The sequence below is a fragment of the Citrobacter sp. HN-141 genome (assembly GCF_033341895.1).
Taxonomy (GTDB): Bacteria; Pseudomonadota; Gammaproteobacteria; order Enterobacterales; family Enterobacteriaceae; genus Citrobacter.
In genome coordinates this window covers 20,346-32,087 of record NZ_JAWPBF010000004.1, presented here as the reverse complement: position 1 = coordinate 32,087, position 11,742 = coordinate 20,346, and the positions used below count along the sequence as shown (strand labels likewise).

11 protein-coding genes are annotated in these 11,742 nt (G+C 52.6%); 7 read left to right on the top strand and 4 right to left on the bottom strand.

The window, feature by feature from the left end; genetic code table 11:
• Nucleotides 1–3: 3 nt before the first annotated feature.
• Nucleotides 4–534 carry an RNA pyrophosphohydrolase gene (gene rppH / locus RYZ59_RS06235; RefSeq protein ID WP_003825602.1) on the bottom strand — a complete coding sequence of 177 codons (531 nt, stop codon included), beginning with the start codon at nucleotides 532–534 and terminating at the stop codon, nucleotides 4–6.
• A gap of 684 nt (nucleotides 535–1,218) precedes the next feature.
• On the opposite strand from rppH, the gene mutH reads away from it, so the two are divergent.
• The 4 genes from mutH to RYZ59_RS06215 all read left to right on the top strand — a co-directional run bounded on the left by mutH (nucleotide 1,219) and on the right by RYZ59_RS06215 (nucleotide 4,215).
• Complete coding sequence (gene mutH, locus RYZ59_RS06230; RefSeq protein ID WP_137382693.1) at nucleotides 1,219–1,914, top strand: DNA mismatch repair endonuclease MutH; 696 nt, start codon at nucleotides 1,219–1,221, stop codon at nucleotides 1,912–1,914.
• 74 nt (nucleotides 1,915–1,988) lie between these two features.
• On the top strand, nucleotides 1,989–2,702 hold the full coding sequence (locus RYZ59_RS06225; RefSeq protein WP_040232169.1) for a TerC family protein: 714 nt from the start codon (nucleotides 1,989–1,991) through the stop codon (nucleotides 2,700–2,702).
• 146 nt (nucleotides 2,703–2,848) lie between these two features.
• Nucleotides 2,849–3,067 (top strand): lipoprotein YgdR, encoded by a 219-nt coding sequence (gene ygdR, locus RYZ59_RS06220; protein ID WP_005123410.1) that lies wholly within the window; start codon nucleotides 2,849–2,851, stop codon nucleotides 3,065–3,067.
• A gap of 107 nt (nucleotides 3,068–3,174) precedes the next feature.
• A complete protein-coding gene (locus tag RYZ59_RS06215; RefSeq protein ID WP_318045692.1) occupies nucleotides 3,175–4,215 on the top strand; it encodes an NADP(H)-dependent aldo-keto reductase in 1,041 nt (346 codons plus the stop codon).
• Nucleotides 4,216–4,306: 91 nt separating this feature from the next.
• Here RYZ59_RS06215 and lplT read toward each other — a convergent pair whose 3' ends face one another.
• Both lplT and aas read right to left on the bottom strand, forming a co-directional pair.
• Nucleotides 4,307–5,500, bottom strand: coding sequence for a lysophospholipid transporter LplT (gene lplT / locus RYZ59_RS06210; RefSeq protein WP_318045691.1), 1,194 nt, complete (start codon nucleotides 5,498–5,500; stop codon nucleotides 4,307–4,309).
• Nucleotides 5,493–7,652 carry a bifunctional acyl-ACP--phospholipid O-acyltransferase/long-chain-fatty-acid--ACP ligase gene (gene aas / locus RYZ59_RS06205; protein ID WP_318045690.1) on the bottom strand — a complete coding sequence of 720 codons (2,160 nt, stop codon included), beginning with the start codon at nucleotides 7,650–7,652 and terminating at the stop codon, nucleotides 5,493–5,495. Before aas ends, lplT begins: the two co-directional genes overlap by 8 nt.
• Before the next feature lie 190 nt (nucleotides 7,653–7,842).
• Between aas and RYZ59_RS06200 the strand changes: the two genes are divergently transcribed.
• From RYZ59_RS06200 to RYZ59_RS06190, 3 genes are read left to right on the top strand one after another with little or no spacing between them, the layout of a single operon-like run.
• Nucleotides 7,843–8,223 carry a hypothetical protein gene (locus tag RYZ59_RS06200; RefSeq protein WP_318045689.1) on the top strand — a complete coding sequence of 127 codons (381 nt, stop codon included), beginning with the start codon at nucleotides 7,843–7,845 and terminating at the stop codon, nucleotides 8,221–8,223.
• A gap of 25 nt (nucleotides 8,224–8,248) precedes the next feature.
• The gene (gene galR, locus RYZ59_RS06195; RefSeq protein ID WP_318045688.1) at nucleotides 8,249–9,277 is read left to right on the top strand and encodes an HTH-type transcriptional regulator GalR; all 1,029 of its coding nucleotides are present in this window, start codon (nucleotides 8,249–8,251) and stop codon (nucleotides 9,275–9,277) included.
• Nucleotides 9,278–9,290: 13 nt separating this feature from the next.
• A complete protein-coding gene (locus RYZ59_RS06190) occupies nucleotides 9,291–10,301 on the top strand; it encodes a LacI family DNA-binding transcriptional regulator (RefSeq protein ID WP_318045687.1) in 1,011 nt (336 codons plus the stop codon).
• Between the two features lie 93 nt (nucleotides 10,302–10,394).
• Here RYZ59_RS06190 and lysA read toward each other — a convergent pair whose 3' ends face one another.
• Nucleotides 10,395–11,651, bottom strand: coding sequence for a diaminopimelate decarboxylase (gene lysA, locus RYZ59_RS06185; RefSeq protein ID WP_318045686.1), 1,257 nt, complete (start codon nucleotides 11,649–11,651; stop codon nucleotides 10,395–10,397).
• Between the last annotated feature and the right edge of the window lie 91 nt (nucleotides 11,652–11,742).

The window sequence follows — 11,742 nt, the reverse complement described above, 5'->3', positions numbered from 1 at the left end:
AGCTTAACCTCTTTTACGTCTGTACGCAGGTGCGCTTTGCGGCTTAGGAGTGCTCTCCTGAAGCGCCATCACAACACTTGCGAATTCTTTCATCACCCTGCGATAGACATCGCGTTTAAATGACACCACCTGTCGAACCGGATACCAGTAACTCACCCAGCGCCAGCCGTCGAACTCAGGTGTACTGCTGGTTTGCATATTGATTTCAGCATCACTGCTGACCAACTGCAGAAGAAACCATTTTTGTTTCTGGCCGATACAAACTGGCTTTGTGTCCCAACGCACCAAACGTTTCGGTAACTTGTAACGCAACCAGTTACGAGTAGAAGCAAGGATCCGCACATCTTTACGACTCAGACCGACTTCTTCAAAGAGTTCCCGGTACATCGCCTGCTCTGCTGTCTCTCCTGCATTTATCCCGCCTTGCGGGAATTGCCAGGAGTGCTGACCAAATCGCCGGGCCCACATGACCTGCCCCTGGCGGTTACAAATTACTATCCCTACATTCGGGCGGTAGCCATCGTCATCAATCACCGGACTACCTCAACATAAACCTTATATACAAACGATTGTTTCACACTCCAGAGGGGCGGTAAACCATTCTGTTAAGGGGGCGATATTCTAATAACAATTGAATAACTCACAGCAAAGGGCCGAGTTATAAACAGAAGATACGCTACATAGGCGATTTTATTCACCTTTTCTGTGGATATAGTTGTGAAGAAGTACGGAATTACTATGGGAAAACCCGGAACAGTCTGAATAGGACATCCGTCACACTCCAAAAATAGTCTTATATATTCATTAAGTTAAAAGCAACAACTGTAGCTAAACATGCAGAAATGTGATGTGCATCACGCATACGTTCTTCGAGCTGATGAAAGATCGACCAGCGTTGGTTTTATCCACAGATTATGCCAATAAGTTAGGCACAATTTGTGTGAAAATTCGATTTTCGTCGCACGTCAAGGCTGTAAATTGAAACAGTAGTGGGGGTTTTTCACAGTTATCCCATCTTTCTGTGGATAACATGGTGTAAGATCCTGTTCATTGTCAGTGACCAGAATTGGAAAACCCCGTTTTCTGTTGCGCAACACTCTACATCAAAATATAAAAACCACTATAAATCATGCAATTGGATAAAGCATGTGGAAAAAGATAAACTCTGTCCACACGGTATAAAATCATTGCTCATTTTTTAACCCAAGGGTAAACCTGATGCCAGAACTCCATCCATTGCTTTCTCCTCCTGAATCCGAAGCCCAGTTGCTGCACCAGGCACGGCAACTTTCGGGCTACACGTTGGGAGAACTGGCGGCGATGGCAGGACTCGTTGCGCCAAAAGATCTGAAGCGGGACAAAGGCTGGATTGGCGTGCTGCTGGAAATCTGGCTTGGGGCCAGTGCGGGCAGTAAACCGGAGCAGGATTTCGCCGCGCTGGGCGTGGAGTTAAAAACGATCCCTGTGGATAGCCTTGGCAGACCGTTGGAAACGACCTTTGTCTGCGTGGCACCGTTAACCGGCAATACCGGCGTGACCTGGGAAACCAGCCATGTTCGACACAAGCTTAAACGCGTATTGTGGATACCCGTAGAAGGTGAACGCAGCATCCCTGTGGCTGAACGGCGCGTTGGTTCTCCGCTGTTGTGGAGTCCGAACGAAGAGGAAGATCGACAGTTGCGTCTGGACTGGGAAGAGTTAATGGACATGATTGTGTTAGGGCACGTCGAACGTATCACCGCCCGTCATGGTGAAGTTTTACAACTACGCCCAAAAGCCGCCAACGCCCGGGCACTTACCGAAGCAATCGGTGCCCATGGTGAACCGATCCTGACTCTGCCACGCGGGTTTTATCTGAAAAAGAACTTCACCCGCGCACTGCTGGAACGGCATTTTCTATTCCAGGCTCAATAACACACCCTGACCTTTCGCCCGTCGCGTTACGCGCCTATAATTACCGCTTCTTTTTTTTGGCAGGACTTTGTTCGATGTTATTTGCATGGATAACCGATCCTAACGCCTGGCTAGCGCTCGGTACGCTGACGCTGCTGGAGATCGTTCTCGGGATCGACAATATTATTTTCCTTTCTCTGGTTGTAGCAAAACTCCCAACAGCACAACGCAATCATGCCCGACGAATCGGGCTGGCGGCAGCGATGGTGATGCGCCTGGCGCTGCTGGCATCCATCGCCTGGGTAACGCGGCTCACTAATCCGTTATTCGAGCTGTTTGGCGAGGCGATTTCAGCGCGCGATCTGATCCTTCTGCTCGGCGGATTGTTCCTGATCTGGAAAGCGAGTAAAGAGATCCACGAGTCCATTGAGGGCGAAGAGGAAGGGCTGAAAACCCGCGTCTCTTCTTTCCTCGGCGCGATTGTGCAGATCATGTTGTTGGATATTATCTTCAGTCTGGACTCAGTAATCACCGCAGTAGGCTTGTCCGATCATCTGTTTATTATGATGGCAGCCGTCGTGATTGCCGTGGGTGTAATGATGTTTGCAGCCCGCCCAATCGGTGAGTTTGTTGATCGTCACCCTTCGGTAAAAATGCTGGCACTCTCTTTCCTGATACTGGTTGGCTTCACGCTAATCCTGGAAAGCTTCGATGTCCATGTGCCGAAAGGATACATTTACTTCGCGATGTTCTTCTCTATCGCGGTAGAGACCCTGAATCTGTGGCGCAATAAAAAAAATCCGCTCTGACAGATACTATCGCTCCCCGCATGGGGAGCGAATACTCCCCGCACACCTTCCCTCTCTCACAGATTAAGATTTTACTGCTTTCGCCCTGCACAACTTCGCGTTATTACTAAACTAGTGTCAGACGCAGGCCATGTGAGGATAAGCAGATGAAAAAATGGGCAGTTTTAATTTCCGCCGTCGGGCTGGCTTTTGCCGTTTCCGGATGCAGCAGTGATTATGTGATGGCAACAAAAGATGGTCGAATGATCCTGACCGATGGTAAACCAGAAATTGACGATGATACCGGTCTGGTGAGTTATCACGATCAGCAAGGCAATGCGATGCAAATTAACCGCGACGAAGTCTCTCAAATCATTGAGCGTTGATGGTTAAGGTCAGCCGCGCTGCTGGCCTTAACGATTTTGCTTCCCTTTTTCCCTTCCCTCAGCCATTTTTATAATCCTTATGTCGTGATTATAAAAAGGAAACGGCTATGCAATATCACCGTATACCCCACAGCTCGCTGGAAGTCAGTACACTGGGGCTGGGCACAATGACGTTTGGTGAACAAAACAGCGAAGCCGACGCACATGCACAGCTCGACTATGCCGTTGCACAAGGCATAAATTTAATCGACGTTGCCGAGATGTATCCGGTACCGCCTCGCCCAGAAACCCAGGGACTCACCGAAACTTACGTGGGCAACTGGCTCGCCAAGCACGGCAGCCGCGAAAAACTGATCGTTGCCTCTAAAATCAGCGGCCCGGCGCGTAACAATGACAGCGGTATTCGACCGAATCAGGCGCTGGATCGTAAAAACATCCGTGAAGCGCTGCACGACAGTCTGAAAAGACTGCAGACCGATTATCTCGATCTCTATCAGGTCCACTGGCCGCAGCGTCCGACAAACTGCTTTGGTAAGTTGGGATATAGCTGGACGGACTCCGCGCCGGTCGTTTCCCTGCTGGATACGCTGGACGCGCTGGCAGAGTTTCAGCGTGCAGGTAAGATTCGTTACATCGGTGTTTCCAACGAAACGGCTTTTGGCGTAATGCGTTACCTGCACCTGGCAGACAAACATGACCTGCCGCGTATCGCCACTATCCAGAACCCGTACAGCCTGCTGAACCGCAGCTTTGAAGTTGGACTGGCCGAAGTGAGCCAGTATGAAGGCGTTGAGCTCCTGGCCTACTCGTGCCTTGGTTTTGGCACCTTAACCGGTAAATACCTGAACGGTGCGAAACCTGCCGGCGCGCGCAATACGCTGTTTAGCCGTTTTACGCGCTACAGCAGCGAGCAAACGCAAAAAGCGGTAGCTGCCTATGTGGATATCGCCAAACGCCATAACCTCGATCCTGCGCAGATGGCGCTGGCCTTTGTTCGTCGTCAGCCGTTTGTCGCCAGCACACTGCTGGGCGCAACGACGATGGAGCAGCTAAAAACCAACGTTGAAAGCCTGCATCTGCAGTTGAGCGAAGAAGTACTGGCGGAGATTGAAGCGGTGCATCAGGTGTATACCTATCCTGCACCGTAATTTTTAGTGCCTGATGGCGCTGCATTTATCAGGCCTACAAATTGTTCTTCCTGTAGGCCGGATAAGACGCTTGCGTCGCCATCCGGCAATGTTACCGGCGGCGCTGCCAGATCCACAGCGCCGTAATCGCCAGGGCAAACAGCGCACCAAATCCAACGCCGATGGCTACCGCAGGAATACCCACCAACACCGCCAGTGAGTAGATACCGAGCATCAGCAACATCGCGCTGTTTTCACCCAGGTTTTGCACCGCAATAGCGTTGCCCGCCCCCACGCTTTTTTTGCCTCGCTCCTGTAACAACGCATTCAGTGGTACGACAAAAAAACCGCCCAACACGCCGATAAGCATCAGTAAGGCATAGGCTGGCAACAGCGCATGCTGAAGCGAGAAAATCAGGACGACTACGCCTATCAGTATCCCCGCAGGCATACAGCGCGACACCGTTTCCAGCGTCACCAGTTTTGCTGCCGCCCCGGCACCCACAACAATCCCGATAGCCACCATAGCGTTGAGATAGGTCGGCGTGGCGTTATCGGTAATGCCCAGCGCCACCGGCACCCACAGCACCAGCAGAAAACGCAGCGTGACGCCCGCGCCCCAAAACAGGCTGGTTCCTACCAACGAGAAACGTGTTTCGCCGTTGCGCCACAGCGAAGAGGCGGCACAGAAGAAACTGCGCGTCATTTTCCCCAGATGCCACGACTGACCGGGGCGAGCCGCGGCCAGTTTCGGGATATACAGGTTAGCCACCACGGCACCAGCATAGGCCAGGGCGCAGGCGGAAAGCGCAGCAATGACATGCCAGTCGGCCAGCACACCGCCAGCAACAGAACCCAGCAAGATAGCGGCAATGGTTGACGCCTCCATCAGGCCATTCGCTTTCACCAGTTTGTCGCCAGTCGTCAGCTCACCCAGGATGCCATACTTGGCCGGAGAATACGCCGCTGCGCCAATACCCACCAGCGTATACCCGAGAAATGGGTTAACGCCGAAACAGATACTCGCCGCCCCCAGCAGCTTGAGACCGTTGGCGAACATCATCACTCTGCCTTTCGCAAAGCTATCCGCGACCTGCCCGACAAAAGGGGCAAACAGAATGTAAGCGCCCACAAACACCATTTGCAGGATTGGCTGACTCCAGTCCGGGTAGAACTGCGCCTTGAGCAAAGCCAGGGTAGCAAACAACAATGCGTTATCGCCAAACGCGGACAAAAACTGCGCGGCGATAACGGACATCATCCCTTTGGACCAGATTGAAGTGCTAGTGTGTACTGACTCACGCATGTTGTTTTTCCGGTTCATCAACCCAGCTTTTCAGTGTGACAAAATCTGGCTTACCGCTGCCGAGCAGAGGGAGTTGTTTCAGGTGGCGGATATCACGCGGTACGGCAAGCTCTGGAATGCCGTGGATGCGCGCATACTGGAGTAATTTTTCACGGGTCAGCTCGCCGTCGGTAGTAAACAGCACCAGCGCTTCCCCTTTATTGGCATCGCTCTTGATAGCCGTGGCATGCATTTTGTCAGCAGATACCGCCAGCGCCAGCTGTTCAACCATCTCCAGTGACACCATCTCACCGGCGATTTTAGCAAAGCGCTTGGCACGCCCCTGAATCTGTACAAAGCCATTTTCATCAAAGCGCACGACATCACCGGTGTCGTACCAGCCGTGTTCTATCTGACCCTGGGCATTTTCTGCGGTCGGGACTTCCAGTACACCCGGCTTTTCGACGCGCAGATAGCCGCTCATTATATTAGGGCCTTTCAGCTGTAAACGCCCGCCATCCTCAATACCAGGAACGGCCAACAGTCGGGCATCCATACCAGGCAGAATGCGCCCTACCGTTCCCGATTTCGCCGCCATCGGTACGTTAATCGACACCACCGGCGCACACTCCGTCACGCCATAACCTTCAAGGACGCGCAGACCAAATTTCTCCTGCCACAACTGTTTCGTGCTGTCTTGCAGCTTTTCGGCTCCGGCAACAACATAGCGCAGACGGTGGAAATCGTACGGGTGAGCAAACCGCGCATAATTGCCGAGGAACGTTGAGGTACCAAACAACACGGTGCAGTTACGGTCATATACCAGCTCAGGAACGACGCGGTAATGCAGCGGACTGGGGTACAAAAACACTTCAGCGCCGGTTAGCAACGGCGTGAATAACCCTACCGTCAGGCCAAAAGAGTGAAATAGCGGCAATGCTGACATAAAGCGATCGTCGGCGGTGAAATCGGCAATCGTCTTAATCTGCTCGACGTTCGCCAGAATGCTCTTATGGCTGTGAACGACACCTTTCGGGTGGCCTTCTGATCCCGAGGTAAAGAGGATCACCGCGGCCTCTTCCGGCTGCTGTTTCACCTGTGCCAGATGCGGCGCCAGCAGGTGTGAGAAAATCCACAGCTTATCGCTAAACGTCACATCGGCCTTCAAGTCTTCCAGATACACCCAGCGCACTTGCGTGAGTTGTTCCGGTAAATGCCAGAGCTTGCCCTTATCGAGAAACTGCCGGGAGGTAAAAATGGTTTTGATTTCTGACGCGGTAATGGCGCTGGTTAACCCCTTCACACCCGCCGTATAGTTCATCATGGCCGGGATACGTCGACGCGCAATGGCGCCAAAAATAACCGCCGCGCTGATACCCGCATTTGGCAGCATCAGGCCGATTCTTTCACCCTCGGTGCTGTATTTTTCCAGAATACGTGCGACAAACAGCGTTTTCGTCAGCAGTTTGCGATAGCTGTCCGGCGTGAAATTAATATCTTCAATGCAGTTTTTGCCTGCGCCAAACCGGTATTTTGCCGCCAGCAGAGACTCGTATAACGTTTCACGCGGGCGGACGGCCATACGCGCTTCCATCATAATCTGGTGCAGCATTTCACCGGCAATTTTGCGACGATCGCGTGCGCGCGGCGCTTCCGGCATCGGCAATGCCGTTGGCGGTAGGATATGGATGCTGATTTGCGGGAAGAATCGCTGTTTAACCAGACCTTTCAGACGGCTGAAATGGGTCAGTTCCGCGCCTTCAATACGCACAGGCACCACCGTCGCCTTTGATTTTGCGGCAACGAACCCGGCGCCGTCGTAGATTTTCATCAGTGAACCGGTGGTCGAAATACGCCCTTCCGGGAAGATAACCACCGGACGGCCCTGCTCGACCAGACGTACCAGATGTTTAATCGACATCGGTTTGGTTGGGTCTAGCGGTACGAAATCAATCAGTGGAGTGAGCCAGCGCATATACCATTGCTGACTAATAGAGGTGTAAACGGCAAACACAGGGCGAATCGGTAAAAAGAGCGCCAGCAGGATACCATCGATAAATGAGACATGGTTAGGCGTGATTAAGACGCGTTCTCCCCGTAGCACGCTGACATCGCCCGTGACGCGAACACGAAAAAGCACGCGAAACAGGTTACGAAAAAAGCCAAATAGCATCTCAACTCCCTGTACCATTAATTATATGAACATCAATGATGGGAGATTATACGAGTTGGGGAATGGGCGCGACAGATAACGGGTAAATAGAGTCCGAAAAAAAACCTGCGCATCCGCGCAGGTCGGTGCAAGAGACAGGTACGAAGTGCGTACCGAATAATCTCACCAATCAATACCTCTGGGATCTTGATTGTGGCCGTCACTGCGCCGTTCCGCCAGTTGGAAAACGCAAAGGAATGAACCCAAGTGCAACGAGTTGTGTAAATTATCGGTTACTGTTACAGGTACGCTGGACGCAAAAAAAACCTGCGCATCTGCGCAGGCTGGTGTAAATTTTGTGATCAACCCGAAAGTTGATTTCACCTATCAATACCTCTGGGATCTCAACTCTATCAATCCGCTCTCTCCCCTCACCAGCGAACAATCGCAACAGCACATCGCAAAGTGTAAGCAAAGGTTTTCATTTTCTATTTTCTGTCTTACTTCGCTCGTGTCCGCTCACATTTGCGACGTCCTGACGGGCAATCTGCTTGAACAGACAGCCGTTTTCCGTAACACTGGCGGGATGTAAGCGTTTACCCACAACAGGTACTATCATGGCGACCATAAAGGATGTAGCCCGACTAGCTGGTGTATCAGTCGCCACCGTTTCTCGAGTGATCAATGACTCCCCCAAAGCCAGCGAAGCATCGCGTCTGGCTGTAATGAGTGCAATGGAATCACTCAGCTACCACCCCAACGCCAATGCGCGTGCGCTGGCACAACAATCGACTGAAACCGTCGGTCTGGTAGTCGGTGATGTGTCCGATCCGTTCTTTGGGGCAATGGTTAAAGCTGTCGAGCAGGTGGCCTATAACACCGGTAACTTTTTACTGATTGGCAACGGCTACCATAACGAGCAAAAGGAACGTCAGGCGATTGAGCAGCTTATTCGCCACCGCTGTGCAGCCCTCGTGGTCCACGCTAAAATTATCCCGGATGCCGAGCTGACATCATTGATGAAACAGATCCCCGGTATGGTACTGATCAACCGAATCTTACCGGGATTCGAACAACGCTGCGTTGCGTTGGACGACCGTTACGGTGCCTGGCTGGCAACCCGTCATCTTATTCAGCAGGGCCATACGCGCATCGGTTATCTGTGTTCCAACCACAGCATTTCAGATGCGGAAGACCGTTTGCAAGGCTATTACGACGCGCTGGCGGAAAGCAATATTCCGGTAAACGATCGACTGGTCACGTTTGGCGAGCCCGATGAAAGCGGCGGCGAGCAGGCAATGACTGAGCTGCTCGGTCGCGGCAAAAACTTCACGGCTATCGCCTGCTATAACGACTCAATGGCGGCGGGCGCTATGGGTGTGTTAAACGATAATGGCATTGATGTACCAGGCGAAATCTCGCTGATTGGCTTTGATGATGTACTGGTTTCACGCTACGTGCGTCCGCGGCTGACGACGGTACGTTACCCTATCGTGACGATGGCAACCCAGGCCGCCGAACTGGCGCTGGCGCTGGCCGAAAAACGCCCGGTCCCGGAAATCACTCACGTATTTAACCCAACGCTGGTACGTCGGCATTCCGTTTCGGCGCTGACTGAGCCGGGAAATTCTTCGTCAAACGATTAATCAGGATTGCGTCATGACAACGATGTTAGACGTTTCACGACATGCTGGCGTATCGAAAGCGACCGTTTCACGCGTACTTAATGGTACGGGGCAGGTTAAAGAAAGCACGCGCCAGAAAGTCTTCAACGCCATGCAGGCATTAGATTATCGACCTAATTTTTTAGCGCGTTCACTGGCAAACCGCACCAGCAACAGCATTGGTTTGGTGGTGTCTACATTTGATGGATTCTACTTTGGTCGTTTGCTGCAACAGGCATCACGCCAGACGGAGTCTCACGGCAAACAGCTGATTGTCACCGACGGACATGACACACCAGAGCGTGAGCAGGAAGCCGTTCAAATGCTGGCCGACCGACAGTGCGACGCCATTATTCTCTACACCCGCTACATGAGCGAAAAGGCGATTCTGTCGCTGATGACCCGCATTGATATGCCATTGCTGGTCATTAACCGCGACGTCAGCCAGGCCCGCGACCGCGCGATTTTCTTTGAACAGGAAAACGCGGCGTTTCAGGCCGTCGATTACCTCATCTCGCAAGGACATCGTGATATTGCATGCATCACCGTCCCCGGCCATACGCCAACCGGTAAATCCCGGTTGATGGGATATCGTAAGGCGCTGGAAAAAAATGGTATTCCCTGGGAACCCACCAAGGTCAAATACGGCGATTCAACGATGACCAGGGGCTATGAAGCCTGTCGTGAACTGTTGGATGAAGGGGTGAAATTCAGCGCACTGTTCGCCTGTAACGATGACATGGCGTTAGGTGCATCGAAAGCATTACATCAGGCTGGACTAAAGATCCCCGAGGATGTTTCGTTGTTTGGTTTTGATGATGCGCCCAGCGCGAAGTGGCTGGAGCCAGGACTCTCCACCGTCTATCTGCCGATTGATACCATGATAACCACCGCAATCGATCAGGCTATTCGTCTGGCTAATGACGAAGACGTAGAACCCATTCCACCGTTTACGGGTACCCTGGTGTTGCGTGACTCCGTAACGCTCGGACCGTACTTTAAGTAATCAGATGCCGGATGCCGGCTTCACCTTATCCGGCCTGCAGGCCCCACCGTTAACTTCGTAGGCCGGATAAGCGTAGCACCATCCGGCATGCAATCAGATAAGCTCCAGCGTCAGTAGCTCTTCAATGGTCTGGCGACGACGAATCAGTCGCGCCACGCCGTTATCAAACAGCACTTCCGGTAGCAGCGGGCGGCTATTGTAGTTCGACGACATCGATGCGCCATACGCCCCTGTATCATGCAATACCAGGTAATCTCCCGGCACTACCGCAGGTAATAGACGGGTTTCGACTTTGCCGCCTTCCTGTTGGGTAAAAACATCGCCCGATTCGCACAGTGGACCGGCAACCACCGTCTCAATCTGCGCCGCATTATCCAGCGAGCGGCCATCCCCGGCCAATGCGGAGATATGGTGATAGCTGCCGTACATTGCCGGTCGCATCAGATCGTTAAAGCCCGCGTCGATCAGCACGAAGTGACGACTGCCCATCTCTTTCACACTGCGCACTTGCGCCACCAGCACACCCGCTTCCGCCACCAGAAAGCGTCCTGGCTCGATCTCAAGCTTCACCGGATGCCCCAGATGTTTGGCTATTTGATCGCGTGCCGCGCTCCATAAACCAACGTAGTGATCGGTGTTGATCACCTCTTCTCCTTCGCGATATGGGATCGACAACCCTCCGCCCGCAGATATAGCGTCCAGATCCTGACCGAATTCAACAACCTGACGCACCATCGCGCCACACACTTGCTCCAGATGGCCGTAGTCCACACCGGAGCCGATATGCATGTGAATGCCCACCAGTTTCAGCTGGTAACGTTGAATAACTTCCAGCGCCGCCGGAAGGTCGCTATACCAGATACCGTGCTTGCTGTTCTCGCCGCCGGTATTGGTTTTCTGGCTATGCCCGTGACCAAAACCTGGGTTGACGCGCAGCCATACACGATGCCCTAGCGAAACCTGGCCCAGCTGTTCCAGCATATCAACCGACCCGGCGTTTACAGGAATACGTAGCTCATGCACCCGGGCCAGCGTCGCCTGGTCAATCATATCGGCGGTAAAGACGATTTCATCATTCTCCGGCACAAAACCTGCCGCCAGCGCACGTTCAATCTCACCCAACGAGACTGAATCCACCTTCACGCCCTGCTCACGCATCAGACGCAAAATATGGATATTCGAGCAGGCCTTTTGGGCAAAACGCACCACGTCAAACTGACTCAGTTTGGCTATCTGCGCGCGGATAATCTGCGCATCGTAAACCCATACCGGACAGCCGAATTCGGCGGGCAGACGCAGTAGGTTATCTGCGGTCAGGTCAGTATCAGTGCTGTTGAGTGGACGTGGCATGCTGTGCTCCGGTATTGGCTTTTTTATGATTACGCCACAGCACGAAGAGAATAAAAAATATCGTTTTATCGCGAGTCTATGCAAAAATGAT

Excerpts from the sequence above, each read along its gene's own strand:
- RYZ59_RS06190 (WP_318045687.1), top strand. The coding sequence starts at position 9,291 with ATGACAACGATGTTAGACGTTTCACGACATGCTGGCGTATCGAAAGCG.
- mutH (WP_137382693.1), top strand. The coding sequence starts at position 1,219 with ATGCCAGAACTCCATCCATTGCTTTCTCCTCCTGAATCCGAAGCCCAG.
- RYZ59_RS06225 (WP_040232169.1), top strand. The coding sequence starts at position 1,989 with ATGTTATTTGCATGGATAACCGATCCTAACGCCTGGCTAGCGCTCGGT.
- lysA (WP_318045686.1), bottom strand. The coding sequence starts at position 11,651 with ATGCCACGTCCACTCAACAGCACTGATACTGACCTGACCGCAGATAAC.
- ygdR (WP_005123410.1), top strand. The coding sequence starts at position 2,849 with ATGAAAAAATGGGCAGTTTTAATTTCCGCCGTCGGGCTGGCTTTTGCC.
- galR (WP_318045688.1), top strand. The coding sequence starts at position 8,249 with ATGGCGACCATAAAGGATGTAGCCCGACTAGCTGGTGTATCAGTCGCC.
- RYZ59_RS06215 (WP_318045692.1), top strand. The coding sequence starts at position 3,175 with ATGCAATATCACCGTATACCCCACAGCTCGCTGGAAGTCAGTACACTG.
- lplT (WP_318045691.1), bottom strand. The coding sequence starts at position 5,500 with ATGCGTGAGTCAGTACACACTAGCACTTCAATCTGGTCCAAAGGGATG.
- aas (WP_318045690.1), bottom strand. The coding sequence starts at position 7,652 with ATGCTATTTGGCTTTTTTCGTAACCTGTTTCGCGTGCTTTTTCGTGTT.